Here is a 23577-nt window from a genome sequence, read left to right on the forward strand (position 1 = left end):
AATAGAGTGCTACTAAAAAATGAGCAAAAAATAACCCGTGTAAACACGGGTTATTTTCAAAAAAGTAAATTAAGCAGGTTCAGCAGTTTGATCTTCAAACACTTCAAGTTTCAAACCAACAGCTTCACCATTTTCCATTTTCACAGAAACTGCTACGTTACCACCATGTTCTGCCAGCTCACCGAATAAAATCATTTCAGCAAGTGGTTTTTTCAAATGCTCTTGAATCAATCTTTGCATTGGTCGAGCACCCATGAGGCGGTCATAACCATGTTCAGCCATCCACTCACGTGCACTTTGATCGACTTCAAGCATGACTTTCTTATCATCGAGTTGCGCTTGCAGCTCAGTTAAAAATTTATCTACCACACTCTCAATAACAGTCGTAGGGAGTGCTTTGAATTGAATCACACCATCCAGACGGTTACGGAATTCTGGAGAGAATGCTCGTTTCATCGCTTCCTGATTATCACGACTATTGTCTTGTTCCATAAAACCAATACTGACACGAGAAATGCTTTCTGCACCAATATTCGTGGTTAAAACCAAGATCACATTGCGGAAATCTGATTTACGACCATTATTATCAGTTAAAGAACCATGATCCATAATTTGTAATAACAAATTAAAGACATCTGGATGTGCTTTCTCAATTTCATCAAGTAACAATACACAGTGCGGATTCTTATGGATCGCATCGGTTAATAAGCCACCTTGATCAAATCCTACATAGCCTGGAGGCGCACCAATCAAACGTGAAACTGCATGACGTTCCATATATTCAGACATATCGAAACGAACCAGTTCAACACCGAGCAACTTCGCCAACTGTTTGGTAACTTCTGTCTTACCGACCCCTGTAGGGCCTGCAAAAACAAAGCTTCCGACAGGTTTGTCTGGAGATTTTAAACCCGCGCGTGACAACTTAATGGCAGAAGACAATGCATCAATTGCTTCATCTTGACCAAATACCACACGTTTTAAATCACGTTCAAGATTTTCCAGAACTGTTTTATCATCTTTCGATACTGTTTTTGGTGGAATACGGGCTATCTTGGAAACAATATCTTCAATATTTTCAACAGTAATCAAGCTTTCATCTTGTTCTGCTTTCAAACGACGCTGTGCGCCTGCTTCATCAATTACATCAATCGCTTTGTCTGGTAAGAAGCGATCATTGATAAATTTCGCAGACAGCTCTACCGCTGAAACCAGTGCTTTATCGTCATATTTCACGTGGTGGAAATCTTCAAATTTAGATTTTAAACCACGTAAAATATCAATCGTTTCAGAAATGGATGGCTCATTAACATCGATTTTTTGGAAACGACGTGACAGTGCATGATCTTTTTCAAACACTTGGCGATATTCTTGGAATGTGGTTGAACCAATGCAACGCAACGATCCATTCGCCAAAGCTGGTTTGATCAAATTCGATGCATCCATTGTGCTCCCCATACTTGAGCCAGCACCAATAATCATATGAATTTCATCAATAAATAAGACAGCCTCAGGTCTTTTCTTCAACGCATTTAACAATTGTTTTAGCCGTTTTTCGAAATCTCCACGGTACTTAGTACCAGCCACTAATGCACCAATGTCCAGACTAAAAATTTCAGCATTTGCAAGCGGCTTTGGTGCCTTACCATTAACAATAAGCCAAGCTAAACCTTCCGCAATCGAAGTCTTGCCCACACCTGGATCGCCCACCAATAATGGATTATTTTTACGGCGACGGCATAAAATTTGTGCCGCACGTTCAATTTCTTTTTCACGACCAATCAGTGGGTCGGTTTTACCTTTTTGTGCTTCATGATTCAGGTTGGTCGTGTAAAGCTCTAATGGACCAGCATTGGCTGAAGATGCGGACTCCCCATCCAACTCTTCGGCTTCTTCTTCGACTTGCACTTCATCTTTACGCGTACCATGCGACAAGTATTGCGTTAAGGTTAAACGGTTAATTTGATGGCGTTTTAATAAATAAACTGCAAATGAATCCCGTTCGGAATACATTGCAACTAAAATATCTGCCCCTTCTACAGTGCGGTCACCACCACTCGATTGTACGTGGAAAATGGCACGTTGCAGAATACGATCAAAACTTTCAGTTGGATGCGGCGCCTGATCGCTGTTTTCACCAAGTTTAGGAGTATGTTGTTCTACGTATTCTTCTAATTCTTTCCGTAAGACGATGATATCTGCGCCACATGCTTTTAATGCATTCACAGCAGAGTCATTGTCCAGTAATGCCAATAATAAATGCTCAACTGTTAAGAACTCATGTCTCTTTTGACGAGCCATGCTTACAGCCAAACGTAATGATACTTCTAATTGACGACTGAGCATGTAACCCCCTTAATCTTTTGGCTCAATCTGACAAAGTAGTGGATGACCTTGAGATCGAGCGTAATTATTGACTTGGTTCGCTTTGGTTTCCGCGATGTCTCTTGGATATACGCCTGCAATACCTTTACCTTCGTAATGTACTGTTAACATTACTTGAGTGGCTTGGTCAAGATTCATTGCAAAGTATTGTTGTAAAATTTCAATTACAAAGTCCATTGGGGTGTAATCATCGTTCATTAAAACGACAGCATACAAAGATGGACGCTTTAATTCGGGTGGCGCAGTTTGTACAGCAACATCCCCATGCTCATCGTGCTGAGGTTCATCCACTAAACGCGGATTAAAATGCCAGTCCACTAAACCAGACTGATAAAAACTACTTTTAATGTCGTTTAGACAAATTGGGCGTTTCGAATTTCGCATATGATCATTTACAACTATTGAGCATTCGCTTCAGCTTGAGGGATTTCAGAGATATTGGCAGATGGTGACTCAACTGCATTTCCTTTCGCCCAACTAAAGCGTTTAATTACAGGTGTATTCGTTCCAGTTAAACGAACTTCTACAAATTGCGGGGTAAAGCCTTTAGGCATTGTCCAACGTCCAGTCAAACGCTCATATTCATCAAAGTTAAAGTTTTTATCTTCCATTGGAACAACCAAAACTTCAGTGCCTTGAATAAGATGTAAGGCTACTTCCCCAGAAGTATTACGTTTACTTGGGCTGACTTGTACTAAATCTAGCTGATATTCAAAAGCATTTTCAGGTAAAGGCTTAATACTTAAATTTTGTACAGTAAGGCTTAAACCACCACGTTGACGTAATATTTCCCGATATAGTGCACTTAAACTTCTAGCCTGAGTTTCACTGTCTTTCGCCTGATTGAGTGCGGTGAATAAATCATTTGAATTACTGACCGCAACATCACGCTCTTGTACTGCGGTATTCATGCTTTTGTTTAAGCCTTCAAGCGTTTGTTTTTGCTTTTGCACAACTTCAACCAGTTGTTCGGCATCTGCATCATAACCAACCACTGTTAAACCCTGCCGATGTCCGACCGAATAGCCAATAAACCCACTTCCGAGCACCAAAACGGCAGCACCAATCACCAAAGGTAAATTGGTTTCAAGAAAAGGCTTTTTGACAGGTTCATTCGATTGTGACGTAGTGTTCGAGTCAGTATTCTGCATCGTCATCTCTTATTTTGAATTATTCAAAACACACATTTAAATCTAAATTTAAATGTGTGTGAAGGTATTTAATAAGTTTTATGGCAATAAACCAATGCCTTCTAGACCTGCTGTTTCATCAAAACCGAACATTAAGTTCATATTTTGAACAGCCTGACCAGCAGCACCTTTAACCAAGTTATCTTGCGCAACCAAAACCACTAATTTTTTAGGTTGTGGTTTATATAGAGCAATGCGCAATTGATTGGCTCCACGCACTGAGCGGGTCTCAGGTGAACTATTTTCAGGCATCACGTCTACAAAACTTTCATTTGCATAGAATTGCTCATACCATGCTTGCAAATCGAACTCAGCACCTGCATCAGTCAAATCCACATAAATAGTGCTGAGCATGCCACGAATCATGGGTACTAAATGCGGAACAAACAAGATCTGATCAAAAACACCTGTTTGACCTGAAATATTTTCTAAGGCTTCTACAATTTCAGGATGGTGACGATGTCCTGCGACGCCATAAGCTTTAAAGTTATCAGCGTTTTCAGTGTAAATCATACCCATGCTTGCTTTACGCCCAGCACCTGAAACACCTGATTTCGCATCAATAATAATACTCTCAGGTTTAACCAATGTGTCACTGTGCTTAAACAATGGTGCCAAACCCAGTTGCACCGTTGTTGGGTAGCAACCAGGGTTACCAATCACATTTGCCTGCTTAATTTTGTCACGGTTTAGTTCTGATAAACCGTAGACCGAATCTTTAAGTAGTTCAGGGCAAGCATGTTGCATGCCATACCATTTTTCAAATTGCACCAAATTTTGCAAACGAAAGTCAGCGGCTAAATCAATCACTTTAGTATTTGCTGCGACCAGTTCTTCCGCATGTTTCATCGCTACGCCATGCGGTGTTGCAAAAAAAACTACATCACATTGTTTTAATTGTTCGATATTTAAGTCTGAGTATTTAAGATCTGTATGTCCGCGTAAACTTGGGAACATATCATCGACACGGCGGCCATCTTCGGTACGTGATGTCAGTACATTTACTTGTACATTTGGATGTCGAAGCAATAGGCGCAATAATTCAACACCTGTATAACCTGTTCCACCAACAATACCTACTGAAATCACGCGCTTTACCCCTATTCAAAAGCAGCCATTTTGTAACTGCGTAGTATGACAGGAAGTTGAGGCTTTCTAAACTGTTTTGCTTGGATTTTATATGTTTTAGTGTTGTTAACACTTTAATTCAATGCAGTAGAAATCATCTGGGTACAATCCAAACCAATACAATTTCGTCCAGATTGCTTCGCGGAATACAGTAATTGATCAGCAGCACCAATCGCACGTATAAAATCTTGCTCAACGATCTGTGCTAAACCAAAACTGGCTGTGACCGATATTTTGCTCACTGACAACCGCTTAGTTTCTATAGCGATGCGAATACGTTCGGCAATTGCATAAGCCTGATATTGGTTTTTTACTTTTAGAAGTAAAATAAATTCTTCACCACCAAAACGCCCAACCAAATCTTGACCTCGAACACTTTCCCGAATAATTTCACCAACCTGTTGCAAAATGCTATCACCAATCAAATGACCATATTGATCATTGATTTGCTTAAAATGATCAATATCACACATCAGTAAAAAATGGGTGTCTTGAGATGTATATGAAAGTACTGACTTGGCTTTTTCATAAAAACCACGTCGGTTTAATAAATTGGTTAATGGGTCTTTCTGACGCTCATCATTCAACTTATGAATAATATCTCGCACCAAAGTCCCTAACAGAACAATCGCAAACCACATGCTTAAAAAAATACTTGCAGCAAGTATAATTAACCACCAAACGGAGGTGACCAGCATGTCAGCTTCAATATCACTCAAAAATAGATAAATAATTAAACTACGTGTAAAAGTATAAATTACAATAAAAAAATAAGAAAAATCTACAATTTTATTAAATATATCAATGTTTTGATAGTTTTTAAATATCGAAAACAAAACCAATGACTCTACTGTTGCAATAGTGGAATTAAGAATCAACATCCTGATCCATAATTGATTATCTACGTATGAAAAATAGCTCAGCAACAATAGAGCTATCGCAATTAACCCCAAACACCAATATGAATGCGCATGGCCTTTTTTTCTTAATGCCATTGCATAGGCACTTGCCCAAGCGCCAAATAAATACATCCCTCCCAGTAAAGGTGCAGACAGAGCCAGCTCTGAATTAGACATAAAACTTTGTGCTGCCAATGAAAAAGAAGGCACGATATAACCTAGGCCTAGCCAAAATAAGTATTTTGGAGCCTGATAAAAATAATGGCATATTAAAAACAAGCTTCCCATTAAGATCAGGCAAGCAGGAACAATTAATATAAAATAATGGGTATCTGTAAAATTCACGCCCAAGACTAAAAGCTTGTACTAAAAGTAATCGCAGTGTAGATGATTTATTTACTCATTCAAACTCAAATCTATCAGATTAATCACATCATAAAATTTAGCTTTTTCAAGAAGAGAACCACCAAAACGGCAATGCTGTATTTTTTAATGTATGACGATGCGACTTAAAATTTGGATCATATTCAGCCACTTTTGCCCAAAAATGTACACTATGATCAAAGTAAACCGTATGTGCCAATTCATGCACACACACATAGCGCGTAATTTCCCTAGGAAACAATACTAAACCACTATTCAACATAATGTCATGCTTTGCACTACAACTCCCCCAACGAGTTTTTGCTTGTCGAATATTACAAGCCAAATACCCCAAACCAATCTCATCACTGACTTGTTTTAAAAAATGTGGTAAATGCTGCTTAGCATACGCAATCACAAATGCTTTGAGATATTGTTCTGGTTGTCGATCACTCACCCAAAGCTGATGCTTTTGTTCATCAAAAATAAAAGATTGCTTTTGTGTTTTATAAATTACTGGTAAAGGTTGCTCTAGATTAAATAGGTTCAATTGTATCGGCAGGCTTCGGTCAAGCTGTCCTGATTTTTTTTGCTGTTTCTGCCAAGTCTCAATCATCCATTGCTCAGACTGCTGTAAAAAAGCCTGAATCTGTTTTTTTGTACAAACCTTTGGAACAGTTAAACGAATTTGTGTTGGCTCTACACGTAATCTTAAACGTGTTGCGCGTGCATGATGGGTGATCTGAATTTCTGGCAGTGTATGGGTCATTTATTTTGAAATTTTATTTAGATTATTCAGTCTTCACTTTAAGCTAAAAGTTAAAACATGACTTAAATTGTTAGCTCAAATAGAGAAACTACCCTCCTTTTTCAAAGGAGGGTCAGGGAGGATTTTTTAAACAGCAGTACGTTCTTCAATGCCGTTGTCTGTTGCAACTACAGCGATATCCGCTTTATTCAACGCAAAAATACCGTTACACACTACACCCGGAATGTTATTGATAGTCTTTTCAAGTTCGAGTGCATTCAGAATATTTAAGTTATAAACATCTAAAATAACATTGCCGTTATCTGTCACTACACCTTCACGGTAAACTGGGTCACCGCCCAAGCTCACGATTTTACGTGCTACAGCCGAACGCGCCATTGGAATCACTTCTACAGGTAATGGGAACTCACGACCCAATTGTTCAACCCATTTCGAATCATCAACAATACACACAAATTTCTTGGCAATTGATGCCACAATCTTTTCACGAGTTAAAGCAGCACCGCCGCCTTTAATCATATGCATATGACGGTCAATTTCGTCTGCACCATCAACATAAGCATCTAAACCGCCGACATGATTCATATCAACCACTTCAATGCCGAGTTTCTTTAGACGTTCTGCGGTTGCTTCTGAACTTGCAACTGCTGCTTCAAGTTGAAGCTCTGGTAAAAGTTCAATTAAAAAATTAACGGTACTGCCTGTACCCACCCCTAAGATGCCGCCTTTTGGTAAGTGTTTTAAAGCTGCTTTCGCTGCTGCTTGTTTTTTCTCATCTTGGGTTGCATATAGACTCATGACATCACTCAACTTTTTTTCACGTTTTGCGCAATTTTAAAACGCAAATGTGTAGGGGTTTGTTACAATAAGCGCCTATTTTAAACTGTTAGATGGAAAATTAACATGCTGTCTCGTTTGGTTCGACAAATTTTACAAGCAACGGTGTATGACGTTGCAATCGAAACCCCACTCGAAGCAGCGCCACGAATTAGTGAAAAGCTAAACAACAACATTCGCTTTAAACGCGAAGACTTACAACCTGTCTTTTCTTTCAAACTACGCGGTGCGTATAACCGTATTAGTCAATTACCGAAATCTCAGTTGGAACGTGGCGTTATTACTGCTTCAGCAGGTAACCATGCTCAAGGCGTGGCTTTATCTGGTCAAAAGTTAGGTATTCGCGCCATTATTGTCATGCCAAAAACGACACCTGACATTAAAGTACAAGCAGTCAAACGCTTGGGTGGTGAAGTCGTTCTACATGGTGATTCATTCGATGTTGCCAATAAATATGCGATTCAATGTGCCAAAGATGAAGGTATGACGTTTATTCCCCCTTATGACGATGAACTGGTCATGGCGGGTCAAGGCACCATTGCCAATGAAATTTTACGTCAATGGCGTGATGTCGAATATGTATTCGTTGCTGTTGGTGGCGGCGGTCTAATCGCAGGTATCGCAGCTTATTTAGGCGATGTTGCGCCGCATGTCAAAATTATTCCTGTTGAATATGACGAATCGGCTTGTTTAAAAGCAGCATTTGAAGCCAATGAGCGTGTGATTCTGCCTCAAGTTGGTCTATTTGCCGATGGTACAGCCGTTGCACAAATTGGTGAAAAGCCATTTGAAGTCTTACAATTGCAAAAATCGGACAACTCTGGGCCTATTGTTGAGCGTGAAGTCGTTCTAGTAAACACTGACGAAATTTGTGCAGCCATTAAAGATACTTATGACGAATGTCGTAGCATTGTCGAACCTTCTGGTGCGATGGCTTTAGCAGGTATTAAAAAATACGTTGAAGAACACAATATTCACGGTAAAAACATGGTGTCAATTGTTTGCGGTGCAAACATGAACTTTGACCGCTTACGCTATATCGCAGAGCGCACCGAACTTGGTGAACACAAAGAAGCGATTTTTGCAGTAACGATTCCAGAAGAAAAAGGTTCTTTCCTCAAATTCTGTCGTGCACTACAAGGTCGTAACATCACCGAGTTTAACTATCGTGCAAGCAATGCATCTGCCGCACAAGTTTTTGTAGGCATTAGCCTAAAAAATGGTGAAAAAGAGCGTCATGACATTCATGAATTACTGAAGACTCAATATGATGTAGACGACCTTTCTGATGATGAAGTTGCAAAACTACACATTCGCTACTTGGTCGGTGGTCATGCAGACTTAGAAAACGAGCGTTTATTCCGTGTCGAGTTCCCAGAGCGTCCAGGTGCATTACTAACGTTCCTTGAGCGTTTAGGGCCAACTCATAACATTACCCTCTTCCACTATCGTAACCACGGTGCTGCCGAAGGTCGTGTTTTGGTCGGTTTAGAAGCCAGCGATGCCAAACAAAACCCAGATGGTTTAATTGAAACACTAGAAAGCATTACTTATCCATATGTGGAAATTACCAACAATCTGGGTTACCAGCGCTTCTTAAAATAATCAATCGCTCCATACAAACAGAGTCTTTATGGCTCTGTTTGTCATTCAAATAGACCAAGACATTTCTGAAGGTTGATATTTTTCTACTTTCAAACCCGCCTCATCGAATTGCCGATTAAATAACTCACAAAATACTTCAATTTTTTTGGGTTGATTCGGCACGGCCAACCAATAATGCTCTTTACCCCAAAGCAACAATAGTGCGAAATTCTGCAATTTTAGAAATTTATAAATTTCGTCCAAAATGATTTCTAAAATTTGATCTTGTACCCGATAAAAACGCCCAATCACATGCTCAAATTGCTCATAGTGTTTTAAAATTGGATCTGCACGTGATTGTATTTGTGCTTGTACCATTTCAATTTCAGTGGTCATGTGCTGAAAAAAAGGATGTTCTGCCAGTCCATTTTCCAAATATTGATGAATATTCAGTCCCATCATATATTCAACAGCTTGTTCACTCTCCTGAGAATTTAACCAAGTTAAAAAGTACTCCGCTTTTGCGCGATGCTTTTTTTTAGGCAATGGATTCTGCTTCAACTCAGGAAACCATTTTGTTAACTGCTTATAAATTTTCTTTTCATTCATGTTAAAACCCTAATTATTTTAGTCATTTTGCTTTTACTAAATGCACAGTCGATACAGCAAAACTTCATTTCAAGCATCAATTAACGCTATGATTAGACATTATGAAATTCAAATGTGTAAATAATAATACACCTAACAAGATAAGGACCTAACATGGCCCAATTTGCAGTGATTGGTTTAGGAAGTTTTGGTGCAACTGTTGCAACTGAATTGGTTGAGTTAAAGCATGATGTACTGGGTATCGACAGCAATAAAAAGTATGTAGAAAACATTTCTGATGTCCTCACTCATGCTGTAATTGCAGATGCAACAGATGAACACGTACTCAATGAATTAAATATTCAAAACTGTGATGCTGTTGTAGTAGCCATCGGTGAAGATATTGAAGCCAGTATTCTTTGTGTTTTACATCTCAAAAATCTGGGCATCGAAAAAATTTGGGTAAAAGCAAAATCAAAATCTCACCATATGATCCTAAGCCATTTAGGCATTGATAAAATTATTCATCCAGAAGAGGATATGGGTGTACGTGTTGCACAGTCGCTCAGTTATCCAATGGTCAGTCGCTACATGTCTCTGGAAGATGATCGCTATATGGTAAAAATTGAAGTTAAAGACAATTTACATGGCACTCGTTTTCAGACAATTTGTGAATATAATCCTGAAGTTAATGTCATCTTACATAAGCGCGGCAAAGATCTTTTATATCAGGTAGACCCAAATTTAGTATTACAGCGTGGTGATATTATTGTCGTTGAGGGTCATCTGGAACAATTACGAAAATTATCGAATCGTTTTAAATAATATGAAAACAATACGAAAAAAACCAAAAAATACGGTCAACTTAAGTCCTCCAAGCTTATTAGCACTTGGTTTTTTAAGTTTTATTCTAATGGGGACTTTACTACTCAAACTACCTATTGCCCATCATGGTGACTTGTCATGGATTCATGCGCTATTTACCGCAACTTCAGCAGTGACCATTACAGGCCTGTCTGCAGTGAATGTTGGTGAGGCTTATACAGTATTTGGCAAAGTCGTCATTATGCTATTACTGCAATGCGGCGGTTTAGGTTTTATGACTTTCGCTATTTTAGCCGTGATGAGCCTTTCAAATAAAATTGGATTAAAACAGCAAATTATGGCACAGGAGACTATTGGACATACCAGCTTATCCAAAGTCTCTCATACTATTAAAGCCGTTTTGTTGTATTCATTATTTTTTGAAGCCATCGGCACATGTATTCTCACCATTGCGTGGATGCAAGAATATGACTTTTTAAAAGCCTTTTTTTATGCTGCTTTTTATAGTGTTTCTGCCTTTAATAATGGTGGATTTTCTTTATTTCCGAATAGCTTAATGGACTTTTCCAGCCAATATTTCATTACATTTACTATTAGCATGCTGTATATCATTGGTGGGATTGGTTTTTTGGTCTTAATGGACATTAAACAGCAAAGAAGCTGGAAAAAACTCAGCCCAAATAGCAAACTGATTTTATTAACAATCACTGGGCTGAATCTATTTGCCTTTATAGTATTTTGGCTATTAGAAGCCAATAATCCGCTTACACTTGCCCCTATGAGTACGATGGAACAAGCTATTAATGCATGGTTTCATGCGACAGTCCCTCGCTCGTCTGGATTTAACAGTTTGAATGTGGGCGACATGACCGATGCATCCGCACTGGTCACTATGGTACTGATGTTTATTGGTGGAGGTTCTTTAAGTACGGCGGGCGGTATTAAAGTCGGCACCTTTATTGTCGTCACTTTAAGCGTAGTGAGCTTTTTACGCCGTGCCGATGAAATACGTATTTTTAATTTTTCGATACCGCAAAATACTTCATTTAAAGCAATGGCTGTAGTGTCTATTACTGCCATGTTGGTATTTATGGGTTTTTTGACCTTATTGCTCTTAGAGCCCAAACACCATTTTCTCGATTTACTCTTTGAGGCTGTATCAGCAGCCTGTACCGTTGGTCTATCACGTGGTATTACTTCCGACTTACAACCTGCAAGTCAAATTACATTAATGGTGTTGATGTTTGCTGGTCGACTGGGCCCACTTACTTTGGCGTATATGATTGCCACGCCAAAGAAAACACGTTTAAAACATCCACCTACGGATATTCAGATCGGTTGAAGGATTCAGGATGCCTCGTTACTCAAAAGAAAAAATGTTTGAAAATTTAAATGGCATTCAATTTTATTCTGTCCGGATAAACCATGAGCGAAGCTCAAATAATGTCAAATTTAAAGTGATTACAAACTCTTTTTCAATGAGTGAGTACAGCGTAATTTACAACACTGAATACTGACAAATAAAGGACTCAACGCAGCAAAAAAAAAATAGAAATCACTCCAACTAAAAAAGCCTGAAATTAAAATTTCAGGCTTTTAAAACTTACTCAAAAAAGTATCAGTACCAATTCAGTAACGATACCCCTAAACCAACATAGGTTGCACGATGATTATAATCAATCAAACTTTCACCATAACCATCAAACAACTGGAATTGACCACGCAATTTGCCATGAATTGGAAAAGACCAATCAAATTGAACTGCACCGTGCGAATCATCTCCGCCTTTTAAAGAGTGACGTAACATTAAAGAAAAATCATGATCATCTTTACGGTAGAATGCTGTGATATCACCCCGTCCCACATAATCTTTGATATCTGGATTGTTATCATCTTTAGCATTTTCATCAAAACGATACCAAGGACGAATCATCAAAGCAAAGTTGTCGCGCTCAAAACCTAAATTTAAAATTGCTCTGTTCCAACTACGCGACAGAGGATCTGAACGACCATTAGACTGGTGGTTTAAAGTAATTCCAAATAAACGTGCATTCAAACCCAAAATTTCATAATTGGTGCGAAACATTAAACTCGCTTCAGGCTCATAATTGGTTTCACGAAATGGACGCGACTCATCTTCGTTATAAACTTGCCAACGCGAAGACTGCGTGTATCCCACCCAAAGATCACCATTATCACCCAATAAATTTTCTACAGCTTTGGTCTTGAGTGAAATTTGAAATTTCGCCTCAGTCGATTTTAAATTTTGGTCTTCATCCACGGTATTACGCGGGTTTGGACTATCTGGAAATTCATTTTTCTTGCTTGACCAAAACACAGGCAGCAAATATACAGGCTTGTAAGCACGAATATTCCATGTGCCTAATTTACTGTCCGGAGATAGTTCCCAGCGTTTATCTAGCAAAGATTGATTTGGGTCGATTTTAGGCCCTTCCAGTGCAAATAAATTGCTAAAACTGCTGCCTTGTTTTTCCGAGCTTTGTGGTTCCTGTTTCACTGCAGCTTGCTTGACTAAAACAGGCTCCGCAACCTTTGGTTTTACTTCAGTTGCAGGCACCTTAAATACAGCATCATAACAAGCTAATCGATCTGCGTTAGACTCCAAACCTACACAAGCTTCTGGGCTCGCAGGTGAAATTTTTTCTACTGGATCTTGCGCATAGGCAGCAGTATATGCTGAGCTGAGCATAATAACACTCAGCGATAGCACACCACGTTCAAATGATTTGAACGCCATAAACACACCCCTTTTCTTATTGTATTAATTCACTTGATGAATTTGGAAGCCTAATGCTAACAATTCATCTTTTTTCGCCATCGGAGCCACAACAGCTTTATTGGCTTCTTGATTAAGCAAATATTGTTCCGCTACACGCTTCAAGTCATCTAATGTCACAGTCAATAAACGTTCACGTAATTGCTTACGGAATGCAGGTGTACGTGCATGTAATAATGAATAACACGCAGTAATAGCTTCGCCCGCTGGTGAGCCAGGTTTATCCATTGAAGCAATCAGACCTAAAATAGCCTCTTCCAACTGATGCGGTTGTTGCTCAGTATTCAACAACCAAGCCACACTGGCTTCAAAATCATTAAATGTTTCTGCTAAGCGTGGGTCACGGTAGCTATAGAAACGGAAAGAACAAGCGTTACCGTCATAACTTGCACCCCCACCGTAAGCTCCACCTTTTTCACGGATTGCGCTATGTAAGAAACCATTACGTAAATATGCTGCCAATACCATGAGTGGCGCTGCATCAGCGTGTGCAACATCTACCGCTGGGTATGCAGATGCACAGAACTGTACATTGGCTTGAATTAACCATGCTTCATTTGCATGGTTATTGACCTGTTCAACAGCTTTAAGCGCAACGCTATGCTGAGGAACATCTAACTTGTCCCAAACATTTTGCACTTCTTCAACCAAACGGTCTGACTGATGTTCTTCACAGACTAGTAAGAACTGTTTTGGTGCTTGTAAAAGTTTCAAATGAATCGCTTTTAATTCATTGATTAAATCATCATAAGCTGCTGCATCTTTTTCAATTCGACCGACCAAATCGCCTAACCAATTTAATGCACCTAAGCCTGTATTATGATAGTCACGTTGCGCTAAAGCGCTGTGGTTACGTCCCGCAATTTGCATAGCATAACTATGCCCTGAACCCGAAAGACGCGATGCCCAACGCGTTTTACGTTGCTGTAATAACTCAATGATTCGATCTTTCTCATCAAAGCGGAGTTGTTCAAACGCCAACTTTAACAAAGCAATACTGTCAAAATTACTCACCAACGATTTAGTGGTCAAAGTTAACCAGGCACTAATCTTGTGTTTATCATCGACTTTAGAGCGTAAAGATGCCCCCATCCCCAAACCACCACTCACCGCAGTTTGCACTTGTTGTAGTTGAAGATAGTCATACTGACCCGCACCAACTTCACCCATCAAAATAGATAACAAGTTAAAGTATGGTGATTGCACTACATCTTGCGGAATTTCAATCAGCACCTGATTGTAGTAAATACCATTCGTACCCGCATGATAAAGGTTTAACGGATAGTCAATACGGTTTGAGATAATCTCACGCAATTGCCCTTGTACAATTTGTAGTTCCGCAGGTACATCTTCTAAACCTACTTTTGGCAGAAGGTTAAGATCGTCTGGTGTATCCTGACGAACTTTCAATGCTTCAGTTTGCGCCTGAATTTCTGCTTTTTCAGCATCTGTCAGTTGGGCGCCTATGGCTGCTAAACGTGCTTTTTCTGCCGCCGCTTCCACCGCAGATTTGTTTGCATCAGGCACTAAGATCATTTGCACACGATGAGGGTTATCAATCAAATGTGTTTTGATTAAGTTTGATAACCACATTGGATCTTTCAGTTCTTCTTTCACTGCAGCAATCGCTGAGTCTACATCCCACACCGTGATTGGATCACTGTGGTGAATAACACTACCTAAACCATTTAAAATGAGGCTTAGACCATACGGCATGCCATCACCATTGATTTCACGTTGATGTAATTCAATTTGATGTAAAATCGCATCGACCATGTTTTGATCGACAGGTTTCGAAGCCACATCTTCTAAAACTTTAAATACACCTGCTTTAAACTCTGCTGCATGCTCAGGGTTTGAACCTTGTACGCCACAGTAGAAGGTCATTTCATAGTTAGAGTCATCTACACCCATAATTGGGCCTGTAGACTGCGCATAACCGCAAGTCTCTAAATAATGGCGTAGCGGAGAAGCTGAATCTTCCAACAATACACCTTCTACAAGGCGCATTCCTAAGCGCAGTTTGATCTCACTGGCTTTAGGCAATAACCACGAAATAATGTGGTAAGTCTTGTCTTTTAAATCTTCTGCGTCCACTGCATAAGTTTCAGTCACTTCAAGTGGTGCAGTCAAACGACGCTCTTCTTTAGAAAAGAGCGTTTCACCTTTTGAAAACTTCGCCAATGCCAGAGTTTCAAATTGTTCTTGTAAGTTGTAAGCAGATTCATTACCAAAGGTCATGAAAACGGCATTACTTGGATGGTAGTGTGACTTGTAGAAACTTACTAACTCATCGTAAGTTAAATCTGGAATATCTTTAGGGTCGCCACCTGAATTATAGTGATAGGTGGTTTCAGGGAATAAGTGATGTGCTAACTGATGATATAACTGATCTGAGGGTGAGCTCATAGCCCCTTTCATTTCATTAAAAACCACACCTTTATATACTGGCTCACCATTTTCAAGCTCAATACGAATACCTTCTTGCGCAAAATCTAATGGATTCAGATTGGCTGCAAATACTGCATCTAAATACACTTCAAGCAAATTCTGGAAATCTTTTTTATTCTGTGTGGCAAATGGATATGCTGTCCAATCCGCAGCAGTAAAGGCATTCATAAAAGTATTTAATGAGCGACGAATCATTAAGAAGAATGGATCACGCACTGGGAATTTTTCTGAACCACACAATGCAGTATGCTCTAAAATATGCGCTTCACCTTTTGAATCCATGGGCTGAGTACGAAAAGCCACCAAGAACACATTTTCATCATGATTAGTCGCAAGATGATAATGTACCGCACCAGTCACTTTATGCTGGTATTCAGTCACTAAAATATCTAAGGCTTCAACATGGTGTTGACGAATCAACTGAAACGCTGGATGTACAGTTTGAGAAATAGTTTCAGTCACATCTACAGTCATGTGCGCTCCTAATAATCTTTTAAATAAAACTGAAATGATTATAGCTTTAGTTTGAGCCATAATTCACGTATAAACCCGAGTATTTTATTCAGGTCTAGAACCATACACAGTAACACACTGCGCATCGTATCTAATCAAGTAAATAACTGAAAACTAAATTAAATATTTAAAATAATTATAGCTTGGATTATTTTCGACCCAAACATAGTTCTGTTTTTGATAGAAATCTGCTGCCAAACGTGTATCTGTTTGTAAGCAGAGCGCTGAAAAATTAGGCTTGGCTTTATTTTCTAAATATGCCAACAAGTCTTTTCCTACTCCATGACGTCTATATTTGGGATGTACGTAAAAACGTCGCACTCGTCCAATTCGACTTCTTTGTCCTTCTTCTTCGCGTTGCTGGTTTAAACCACCACAACCAATTAACTTATCACCATCGTATGCAATTAATAAAAACTCACCTTCGTCTTTAAACTGATTTTGGCCACTTACATATTCGTCAATGAGACGCTGAACAACATTCACTCCTTCCTTATTTGCCAACTTGAGTAAAGTCTCAATTTGAGCAGGTAATTGTTCAGCTTCTTTAATGATGAGTTCCATTTTCTATCTATTACCTAACACTGGTTTTGCCTATTAAACAATAAAACACAATCAATTAGGTACAATCTTGAATTTTATTCACAAAACTTCTGCAATCCTGAGCATTGGTGTAAACTTAGTGTTTTATTTTAGATGTGATTGAACGACATGACCTCTGTTGATCTTTTTGCAATTGGTAATGCGCTGATTGACCAAGAATTTAAAGTTTCTGATGAATTTCTTACGCAACACAACCTGCAAAAAGGAACCATGCAACTCACCGATGGTGATCAACAAGCAAATTTATATACTCAACTTAAACAGTCCGAAGTATATAAAGGTCAGGCTTCAGGTGGTTCTGCTGCCAATACAACCGTAGCGTTTAGTGCACTTGGCGGTACAGCATTTTATGGTTGCCGCGTAGGTAATGATGCATTAGGTAAAATTTATTTAGACGGCCTAAATGAGGCTGGTATTCAAACAACGGCTAAATCAGTCAGTGAAGGTGTAACAGGAACTTGCATGGTCTTGGTCAGTCCTGACTCAGAACGTACTATGCAAACCTACCTAGGCATTACCGCAGAACTTTCTGCAGAACAAATTGATTTTGAGCCATTAAAAACTGCACAGTGGCTCTATATCGAAGGTTATTTATCTACCAGCGCTACAGCACGTGCAGCAGTTAAACAAGCCCGTGAAATTGCACGTGCTCATGGAGTCAAAATTGCATTAACGCTGTCTGATCCAGCCATGGTGCAATATGCGCGTGAAGGTTTAAATGAATTGTTAGATGATGGCGTAGATTTACTCTTCTGTAATCAACAAGAAGCTATGATGTATACCGAAACCACCACAGTTGAAGATGCATTGGCTAAATTGAAGCTACATAGTAAATACGTTGTAATTACATTAAGCGCAGAAGGTGCGATTATTTCATCTGAACAAGAAACCATTCGTGTATCTGGTCGTGCTGTGACTGCGGTTGATGCCAATGGTGCTGGCGATGCATTCGCTGGTTCATTCCTATATGCGCTGAACACAGGTGATAATTTACAGACTGCGGCTGAACTTGCGATCTTGATTTCCAGTGAAGTGGTTTCACAGTTTGGTCCACGTCTTGCAAATCAAGACTATGCACAATTGCTAACAAACTTTCAAAAGAAGGAATGTGCCTAATGCATAAACTTTGTGTGACCGAAGACATTCCAGAGCGTGAAGCACGTGCTTTTGAAACGCCAAATGGTGATACGATTTTTATTACACAGCGAGATGGCGCTTTTTTTGCCTATCAAAATGTTTGCCCACACTTACAAGTAGAACTTGAATTTCTAGAAAATCAGTTCCTTGACCGTGACCAAGAATATATTGAATGCTCGACTCATGGTGCACTCTTTACCGTAGAAACTGGCGAATGTATCTCTGGTCCTTGTTTAGGTCAGTCACTTGAAAAGGTCGAGATAACTGTGCATTCTGATGGCGGAATCTACTTGCCTGAATAACCTATGGAATTTGCCATGCTTGAGTTAATACACGATATAAATTTAATGCCGTTTCATTTAAGTTTATTGGCCCTTGTATTACTCAGCTTGGTAGAAACCATTGGTTATTTTCTACATATCCGACCAAGCCAATTTTTTAAGCGTGTTATCCCACAAAAACTCGCAGAAGCCCCCTTACTCAACGTAAAGTTTTCTAAAATCTTAATTTTAGTCTTCCTGTTAATGAATTTTAGCTTTTCAGGCTATTTCCTTCAGTTTAGCTATTTCGCACAGCAAGAGCATTTTTTACCCGCATATTACGTTATTCTTCCCGCATTAATTATTGCGATATTCTTTACTGTATTTATGATTCACTGTCTGGATCAGGTGATTAAACCTACGCAAATGCAGCTCCAGTCTAATTTGTTAGGTAGACTCGCAACGATTTCAAGTGGTAATGCTCGCCCGGGTTTTTCCGCTCAAGCTCGCGTTAGAGATGAATATGGTCAATTACACTACATACAAGTAGAACCAGAATTTGGCGAGTTGGAGTTTCAATCTCAAATTATTTTAATTCGAATGAAACACTCACATTACATCGCCAAAAAAATTTCAAAATCAAATGAACTTTTCTCAAATGAGATGCAGAAATAAATTTCGGAACTTTGATTCACCACCAACCAATCTAAATGATATCGAGCGGTTAAATTATCTTTATTGATACATTCATCGCTGATTTACTAGAATGTAGTAATTTTGCTCACAATCCAATCCAATCCAATCCAATCCAATCCAATCCAATCCAATCCAATCCAATCCAATCCAATCCAATCCAATCCAATCCAATCCAATCCAACACTCTACGACATAGATACACCTATATTTTTATTTTTTAGAAAAATAAATAAATCTTCCTCATCCCACCCAATTAGGTGTATATTTATTAATCAGTGATCAATATCAACGAGAATTAGTTAATAAAACTAAATTCTAATCCAACTCATTTAGTACAGTTTAATAATTGGTCAATTATAAAATAGACCAAAATACTTTGTTTTAATATTTTTGAAATATAAGCATTTTAGTCAGATTTAATTTAATTAAATTACAACTGTTTTAGTCTGAAATAAACCATATAAATTAGAATAAAAATAATACACTGTTATTCATAAAATATTGATTTATATCAAATTAATAATATATTTCTATTTTAATTGTATTTCCTATTTATTTTTTGTATGAAATTGTTTAATAATATTAATCATGTTTCAAAACAGGCTTATTCCCATGAGCTTAGTTCCAAAAGATTTTAATCAACGCCTAGTCCGTGAAATAACGATCATATTAATAATTAAGGTCGTTATCCTACTCACGATTAAACACATCTGGTTTGATGCACCGACTATTCCCAAAAACTTTGACAATCAAGTTGCTGAGCGTATTGCTGGCAGTCCATCCCAAATCAAGGAGACACGTTGATGATTTCTGAAAGCGTGGTCGATCTTTCGCGGTTTCAATTTGCAATGACCGCGATGTATCACTTTATTTTTGTTCCACTAACTCTTGGTTTAGCTTTTATTCTTGCCATTATGGAAACGACTTACGTCATTTCTGGTAAAGAAATCTATAAAGATATGACCAAATTCTGGGGGAAACTCTTCGGTATTAACTTTGCACTCGGGGTAACAACAGGGTTAACGATGGAATTCCAGTTTGGTACAAACTGGGCGTACTACTCACACTATGTAGGCGATATCTTTGGTGCACCACTGGCAATTGAAGGTCTCATGGCTTTCTTCTTAGAATCTACCTTTATTGGCTTATTCTTCTTTGGTTGGGATCGACTTTCCAAAGTTCAGCATTTAGGTGTGACGTGGTTGGTTGCTCTAGGTTCTAATATGTCAGCCCTGTGGATTCTTGTTGCTAACGGCTGGATGCAAAACCCTGTTGGTTCTAAGTTCAACTACGAAACCATGCGTATGGAATTGGTCGATTTTGGCGCACTCATTTTCAACCCAGTTGCACAGGTTAAGTTTGTACACACCGTTTCAGCAGGTTATGTAACTGGCGCTATCTTTGTATTGGCAATTTCAAGTTATTACCTACTTAAAAAGCGTGATATTCCATTTGCACGTCGTTCATTTGCGATTGCAGCAATTTTTGGCTTAGCATCAACACTTTCTGTAATTTTACTCGGAGATGAGTCTGGTTATGAGTTAGGTGATGTTCAAAAAACCAAACTTGCCGCAATTGAAGCAGAATGGGATACACACCCTGCACCTGCACCATTTACGCTGTTTGGTATTCCAAATAAAGAAACCATGACCACAGACTATGCAATTAAAGTTCCGTATGTCATGGGTATTATTGCAACACGCTCGACAACCAAAGAGGTAACAGGCATTAAAGACCTCTTAGTTCAACACGAGAATCGTATTCGCAATGGTATGGTTGCATATTCTCAACTTGAAAAGCTTCGTGCAGGTGACACATCTCCTGAACTTAAAGCTGCTTTTGAGCAATCTCAAAAAGATTTAGGCTACGGTCTACTTTTGAAAAAATATACACCGAATGTTGTAGATGCGTCTGAGGATCAAATCAAATCTGCCGCGTTAGATACTATTCCACATGTACCAAGTTTGTTCTGGGCATTCCGTGCAATGGTAGCATCTGGTTTCTTAATGTTATTACTATTTGTTTTAGCCACTTTTGCAGTAGCAAAACGCAATGCCGAAAACAAACCATGGTTACTCAAGTTTGCTCTTTTAGCTTTACCACTTCCGTGGGTTGCTGCACAAACAGGTTGGTACGTTGCTGAAGTTGGTCGTCAACCATGGACGATTGGTGAAGTACTACCTACACACTTGTCAGCATCTAGCTTAAGCACTGGTGATGTATGGGGTTCTATCGCTGCTTTAGCTGCGTTCTATACTGTACTTTTGATTATTGAAATGTATTTAATGATCAAATTCTCCCGTCTTGGTCCAAGTTCGCTTCACACAGGTAAATACCATTTTGAAAAACTTGAAGCAGCTCGCAATGAGGAGACTCAAGCATGATCGAATATGAATTACTCAAAATTATCTGGTGGGTTTTAGTCGGTGTCTTGCTGATTGGTTTTGCCCTCACCGATGGCTTCGATATGGGCTCTATGGCAATCATGCCATTTGTAGGTAAAACAGATGAAGAGCGACGCGCAGCAATCAATACGATTGCTCCGCACTGGGACGGCAACCAAGTTTGGTTTATTACAGCGGGCGGTGCTTTATTTGCTGCTTGGCCTATGGTGTATGCGACAGCCTTCTCTGGCATGTACTGGGCCTTATTGCTGGTTCTATTTGCCTTATTTCTACGGCCAGTAGGTTTTGACTATCGATCTAAACTCGAAAATACCAAATGGCGTACATCGTGGGATTGGGGATTATGTATCGGTGGTGCCGTACCTGCTCTAGTCTTCGGTGTGGCCTTTGGCAATATGTTCTTGGGTGTACCCTTTACCCTTGATGAGACTGTACGTTCGACCTACACAGGCAGCTTCTTTGCGCTACTCAATCCATTTGCTTTGGTTTGCGGTATTGTAAGTTTATCTATGCTTTGCGCACATGGTGGTGCATGGCTTATGCTACGTACAGATGGTGATTTAAGAAAGCGCTCTGCTAAAGCGACACAATTGATGGGCATTGTTTACCTTATCTGTTTCTTGGGTGCTGGCGCTTGGTTGTATTTTGGCGGAATCGAAGGTTATACCTTAGTCACTCCATTTGACACCAATGGTGCAGCAAACCCATTAGCAAAAGAAGTCATTACCAATGCCAATCATGGTTGGATGAACAACTACTCAACTTATCCAATCACCATGATTGCCCCAATTACAGGGATCTTAGGTGGTTTGATTGTGGTACTTGCAGCAGGCAAAAACAAAGCGGGTTTTAGCTTCTTAGGTTCAAGTTTAGCGGTTGTAGGTGCAATTTTAACAGCAGGTTTTGCTTTGTTCCCATTCCTCATGCCGTCAAGTATCAATCCTATTGCAAGCTTGACCATGTGGGACGCTGTTTCAAGTCAAACTACGCTTACTGTGATGACGATTGCTGCATGTATTTTTGTACCACTTATTTTGTGCTACACCACTTGGTGCTACTACAAAATGTGGGGCGTTATTACCAAAAAACATATTCAAGAGAATTCACATAGCCTGTACTAAGGCGATGCTAAGGAGAATAAATTATGTGGTATTTTACATGGATTCTCGGTATTTTGATGGCATGCTTTGCTGGTGTTCTCAGTGCCCTATATATCGAGCATCATCAAGATTTAGATGAGGAATAAAGCATGACTGACGTAGCAATGACAACAGAACAGCCAAAAAAACCAAATAAGTTTGTAATGGCAGTGTCCTTTTTGTTGGCATTGCCTCTCGCAGCGGTCTTGTTGATCCACCCAAGTGCAATGTTAGATGCCAATGGTGAATATAGTCACCGCGCCATGATGTTTATCATGATTGGTATTTCAGGTGGTTTCATTTACGGCGTAGGATTTATCCCTCGCTTTTGGCTCTGGAAGTGGTTATTTAGCCCTTTCATTGCTTGGCCCCTGATGTTATGGGGATATTACACTTGGTTCCTTGCCTAATAAAAAAGCCCTCATTATGATGAGGGCTTTTTTATGAACTAAAACATTAACTGACATGCTTAATTAATTGTTGTAATTCAATATTTAATAATGGCGTTCCGACGTTAGCATCAATCGGATATGGCTTCCGCACCTGAGTTAAACTATAGCCCCGACGCTGATAATAAGCGATAAGCTCAGAACGAATATCAAGTACATACATCATATACAATCTAAGATTAGGTTGTATTAGCAAAGCCTGCGTTTCAGCGAATGATAAAATCATCTTGCCCACACCCGTATTTTGAAAGACAGGATCTACACAAAAAGTCCCTATTTCCACTTCTTCCTCATTAAACGCCAAGCCAATACATCCTATTAAGGATGTTGTAGAGATAACATCTTCAACTTCAGCAACATATAGATGATAATTATCATCCATCAAAGCCTGTTGTAATTGCAGTTTATTAATTCTTTGCCCCGACACATAATCTGCTTCATTGGTCCAGCTCTGGATAGGATTTTCGCGATAAGCTAAATTAATTAAATGTAATAGACGGTCTAAATCGGTCAATTCCGCTTTACGAAACTTTAATGATTGCATGAATCCAGCCTTAAA

The 23577-nt window shown here is 39.2% G+C and carries 23 protein-coding genes; 11 read left to right on the forward strand and 12 right to left on the reverse strand.

Annotation, left to right across the window (positions count from 1 at the left end; translation table 11 throughout):
• Window positions 1-69 precede the first annotated feature (69 nt).
• From clpA to rpiA, 7 genes are all read right to left on the reverse strand, one after another.
• Window positions 70-2346 (reverse strand): ATP-dependent Clp protease ATP-binding subunit ClpA, encoded by a 2277-nt coding sequence (clpA, locus tag MP622_RS06615; RefSeq protein ID WP_016167811.1) that lies wholly within the window; start codon window positions 2344-2346, stop codon window positions 70-72.
• Between the two features lie 9 nt (window positions 2347-2355).
• Window positions 2356-2769, reverse strand: a complete 414-nt coding sequence (gene clpS / locus MP622_RS06620; protein WP_016167810.1) for an ATP-dependent Clp protease adapter ClpS — start codon at window positions 2767-2769, stop codon at window positions 2356-2358.
• A gap of 14 nt (window positions 2770-2783) precedes the next feature.
• Complete coding sequence (locus MP622_RS06625) at window positions 2784-3536, reverse strand: DUF6776 family protein (protein WP_016167809.1); 753 nt, start codon at window positions 3534-3536, stop codon at window positions 2784-2786.
• A 78-nt stretch (window positions 3537-3614) separates the two neighbouring features.
• Window positions 3615-4664: an N-acetyl-gamma-glutamyl-phosphate reductase gene (argC, locus tag MP622_RS06630; RefSeq protein ID WP_243793142.1), complete on the reverse strand. Its 1050-nt coding sequence runs from the start codon at window positions 4662-4664 to the stop codon at window positions 3615-3617.
• 113 nt (window positions 4665-4777) lie between these two features.
• The gene (locus MP622_RS06635; protein WP_243793479.1) at window positions 4778-5890 is read right to left on the reverse strand and encodes a GGDEF domain-containing protein; all 1113 of its coding nucleotides are present in this window, start codon (window positions 5888-5890) and stop codon (window positions 4778-4780) included.
• Between the two features lie 163 nt (window positions 5891-6053).
• On the reverse strand, window positions 6054-6734 hold the full coding sequence (locus tag MP622_RS06640) for a SprT family zinc-dependent metalloprotease (protein ID WP_243793143.1): 681 nt from the start codon (window positions 6732-6734) through the stop codon (window positions 6054-6056).
• 126 nt (window positions 6735-6860) lie between these two features.
• Entirely contained in the window at window positions 6861-7532 is a 672-nt protein-coding gene (rpiA, locus tag MP622_RS06645) for a ribose-5-phosphate isomerase RpiA (protein ID WP_044738473.1), read from the reverse strand.
• Between the two features lie 105 nt (window positions 7533-7637).
• On the opposite strand from rpiA, the gene ilvA reads away from it, so the two are divergent.
• On the forward strand, window positions 7638-9176 hold the full coding sequence (ilvA, locus tag MP622_RS06650; protein WP_016167804.1) for a threonine ammonia-lyase, biosynthetic: 1539 nt from the start codon (window positions 7638-7640) through the stop codon (window positions 9174-9176).
• A gap of 45 nt (window positions 9177-9221) precedes the next feature.
• Here ilvA and MP622_RS06655 read toward each other — a convergent pair whose 3' ends face one another.
• Window positions 9222-9764 carry a hypothetical protein gene (locus tag MP622_RS06655; protein WP_016167803.1) on the reverse strand — a complete coding sequence of 181 codons (543 nt, stop codon included), beginning with the start codon at window positions 9762-9764 and terminating at the stop codon, window positions 9222-9224.
• Window positions 9765-9917: 153 nt separating this feature from the next.
• Here MP622_RS06655 and MP622_RS06660 point away from each other — a divergent pair, with 153 nt between their 5' ends.
• Both MP622_RS06660 and MP622_RS06665 read left to right on the forward strand, forming a co-directional pair.
• Window positions 9918-10568, forward strand: coding sequence for a TrkA family potassium uptake protein (locus MP622_RS06660; RefSeq protein ID WP_243793144.1), 651 nt, complete (start codon window positions 9918-9920; stop codon window positions 10566-10568).
• A 1-nt stretch (window position 10569) separates the two neighbouring features.
• Window positions 10570-11910 carry a potassium transporter TrkG gene (locus MP622_RS06665; RefSeq protein ID WP_243793149.1) on the forward strand — a complete coding sequence of 447 codons (1341 nt, stop codon included), beginning with the start codon at window positions 10570-10572 and terminating at the stop codon, window positions 11908-11910.
• Window positions 11911-12186: 276 nt separating this feature from the next.
• On the opposite strand, the gene MP622_RS06670 is transcribed toward MP622_RS06665, so the two are convergent.
• From MP622_RS06670 to MP622_RS06680, 3 genes are all read right to left on the reverse strand, one after another.
• The gene (locus MP622_RS06670; RefSeq protein WP_243793150.1) at window positions 12187-13326 is read right to left on the reverse strand and encodes a phospholipase A; all 1140 of its coding nucleotides are present in this window, start codon (window positions 13324-13326) and stop codon (window positions 12187-12189) included.
• A 24-nt stretch (window positions 13327-13350) separates the two neighbouring features.
• Window positions 13351-16290, reverse strand: a complete 2940-nt coding sequence (locus MP622_RS06675; protein ID WP_243793152.1) for an insulinase family protein — start codon at window positions 16288-16290, stop codon at window positions 13351-13353.
• Window positions 16291-16443: 153 nt separating this feature from the next.
• Window positions 16444-16893 carry a GNAT family N-acetyltransferase gene (locus MP622_RS06680; protein WP_243793153.1) on the reverse strand — a complete coding sequence of 150 codons (450 nt, stop codon included), beginning with the start codon at window positions 16891-16893 and terminating at the stop codon, window positions 16444-16446.
• Between the two features lie 147 nt (window positions 16894-17040).
• Between MP622_RS06680 and MP622_RS06685 the strand changes: the two genes are divergently transcribed.
• The 8 genes from MP622_RS06685 (at window position 17041) to MP622_RS06720 (ending at window position 22979) form a co-directional block, all read left to right on the forward strand.
• Window positions 17041-18048 (forward strand): adenosine kinase, encoded by a 1008-nt coding sequence (locus MP622_RS06685; protein WP_243793154.1) that lies wholly within the window; start codon window positions 17041-17043, stop codon window positions 18046-18048.
• A gap of 14 nt (window positions 18049-18062) precedes the next feature.
• Window positions 18063-18371 (forward strand): Rieske (2Fe-2S) protein, encoded by a 309-nt coding sequence (locus MP622_RS06690; RefSeq protein ID WP_165492958.1) that lies wholly within the window; start codon window positions 18063-18065, stop codon window positions 18369-18371.
• Between the two features lie 15 nt (window positions 18372-18386).
• Window positions 18387-19004, forward strand: coding sequence for an OB-fold-containig protein (locus MP622_RS06695; RefSeq protein ID WP_243793157.1), 618 nt, complete (start codon window positions 18387-18389; stop codon window positions 19002-19004).
• 633 nt (window positions 19005-19637) lie between these two features.
• Window positions 19638-19829, forward strand: coding sequence for a cytochrome oxidase putative small subunit CydP (gene cydP / locus MP622_RS06700; protein WP_016167794.1), 192 nt, complete (start codon window positions 19638-19640; stop codon window positions 19827-19829).
• Window positions 19829-21409 (forward strand): cytochrome ubiquinol oxidase subunit I, encoded by a 1581-nt coding sequence (locus MP622_RS06705; protein WP_016167793.1) that lies wholly within the window; start codon window positions 19829-19831, stop codon window positions 21407-21409. The genes cydP and MP622_RS06705 overlap by 1 nt, the downstream gene beginning before the upstream one ends.
• Window positions 21406-22551, forward strand: a complete 1146-nt coding sequence (gene cydB / locus MP622_RS06710; RefSeq protein ID WP_016167792.1) for a cytochrome d ubiquinol oxidase subunit II — start codon at window positions 21406-21408, stop codon at window positions 22549-22551. Before MP622_RS06705 ends, cydB begins: the two co-directional genes overlap by 4 nt.
• 23 nt (window positions 22552-22574) lie before the next feature.
• Window positions 22575-22676, forward strand: a complete 102-nt coding sequence (gene cydX / locus MP622_RS06715; protein ID WP_206258358.1) for a cytochrome bd-I oxidase subunit CydX — start codon at window positions 22575-22577, stop codon at window positions 22674-22676.
• A gap of 3 nt (window positions 22677-22679) precedes the next feature.
• Window positions 22680-22979 carry a cyd operon YbgE family protein gene (locus MP622_RS06720; protein ID WP_016167791.1) on the forward strand — a complete coding sequence of 100 codons (300 nt, stop codon included), beginning with the start codon at window positions 22680-22682 and terminating at the stop codon, window positions 22977-22979.
• A gap of 46 nt (window positions 22980-23025) precedes the next feature.
• Here MP622_RS06720 and MP622_RS06725 read toward each other — a convergent pair whose 3' ends face one another.
• Complete coding sequence (locus tag MP622_RS06725; protein ID WP_243793159.1) at window positions 23026-23562, reverse strand: GNAT family N-acetyltransferase; 537 nt, start codon at window positions 23560-23562, stop codon at window positions 23026-23028.
• Window positions 23563-23577 lie beyond the last annotated feature (15 nt).

The organism is Acinetobacter sp. PK01 (assembly GCF_022819285.1).
Taxonomy (GTDB): Bacteria; Pseudomonadota; Gammaproteobacteria; order Pseudomonadales; family Moraxellaceae; genus Acinetobacter; species Acinetobacter tandoii.

What these genes read in the sequence shown, in the direction of transcription:
- clpA (WP_016167811.1), bottom strand. Translation starts at nt 2,346, where the DNA reads ATGCTCAGTCGTCAATTAGAAGTATCATTACGTTTGGCTGTAAGCATG.
- clpS (WP_016167810.1), bottom strand. Translation starts at nt 2,769, where the DNA reads ATGCGAAATTCGAAACGCCCAATTTGTCTAAACGACATTAAAAGTAGT.
- MP622_RS06625 (WP_016167809.1), bottom strand. Translation starts at nt 3,536, where the DNA reads ATGCAGAATACTGACTCGAACACTACGTCACAATCGAATGAACCTGTC.
- MP622_RS06635 (WP_243793479.1), bottom strand. Translation starts at nt 5,890, where the DNA reads ATGGGAAGCTTGTTTTTAATATGCCATTATTTTTATCAGGCTCCAAAA.
- MP622_RS06640 (WP_243793143.1), bottom strand. Translation starts at nt 6,734, where the DNA reads ATGACCCATACACTGCCAGAAATTCAGATCACCCATCATGCACGCGCA.
- rpiA (WP_044738473.1), bottom strand. Translation starts at nt 7,532, where the DNA reads ATGAGTCTATATGCAACCCAAGATGAGAAAAAACAAGCAGCAGCGAAA.
- ilvA (WP_016167804.1), top strand. Translation starts at nt 7,638, where the DNA reads ATGCTGTCTCGTTTGGTTCGACAAATTTTACAAGCAACGGTGTATGAC.
- MP622_RS06655 (WP_016167803.1), bottom strand. Translation starts at nt 9,764, where the DNA reads ATGAATGAAAAGAAAATTTATAAGCAGTTAACAAAATGGTTTCCTGAG.
- MP622_RS06660 (WP_243793144.1), top strand. Translation starts at nt 9,918, where the DNA reads ATGGCCCAATTTGCAGTGATTGGTTTAGGAAGTTTTGGTGCAACTGTT.
- MP622_RS06665 (WP_243793149.1), top strand. Translation starts at nt 10,570, where the DNA reads ATGAAAACAATACGAAAAAAACCAAAAAATACGGTCAACTTAAGTCCT.
- MP622_RS06670 (WP_243793150.1), bottom strand. Translation starts at nt 13,326, where the DNA reads ATGGCGTTCAAATCATTTGAACGTGGTGTGCTATCGCTGAGTGTTATT.
- MP622_RS06675 (WP_243793152.1), bottom strand. Translation starts at nt 16,290, where the DNA reads ATGACTGTAGATGTGACTGAAACTATTTCTCAAACTGTACATCCAGCG.
- MP622_RS06680 (WP_243793153.1), bottom strand. Translation starts at nt 16,893, where the DNA reads ATGGAACTCATCATTAAAGAAGCTGAACAATTACCTGCTCAAATTGAG.
- MP622_RS06685 (WP_243793154.1), top strand. Translation starts at nt 17,041, where the DNA reads ATGACCTCTGTTGATCTTTTTGCAATTGGTAATGCGCTGATTGACCAA.
- MP622_RS06695 (WP_243793157.1), top strand. Translation starts at nt 18,387, where the DNA reads ATGCTTGAGTTAATACACGATATAAATTTAATGCCGTTTCATTTAAGT.
- cydP (WP_016167794.1), top strand. Translation starts at nt 19,638, where the DNA reads ATGAGCTTAGTTCCAAAAGATTTTAATCAACGCCTAGTCCGTGAAATA.
- MP622_RS06705 (WP_016167793.1), top strand. Translation starts at nt 19,829, where the DNA reads ATGATTTCTGAAAGCGTGGTCGATCTTTCGCGGTTTCAATTTGCAATG.
- cydB (WP_016167792.1), top strand. Translation starts at nt 21,406, where the DNA reads ATGATCGAATATGAATTACTCAAAATTATCTGGTGGGTTTTAGTCGGT.
- cydX (WP_206258358.1), top strand. Translation starts at nt 22,575, where the DNA reads ATGTGGTATTTTACATGGATTCTCGGTATTTTGATGGCATGCTTTGCT.
- MP622_RS06720 (WP_016167791.1), top strand. Translation starts at nt 22,680, where the DNA reads ATGACTGACGTAGCAATGACAACAGAACAGCCAAAAAAACCAAATAAG.
- MP622_RS06725 (WP_243793159.1), bottom strand. Translation starts at nt 23,562, where the DNA reads ATGCAATCATTAAAGTTTCGTAAAGCGGAATTGACCGATTTAGACCGT.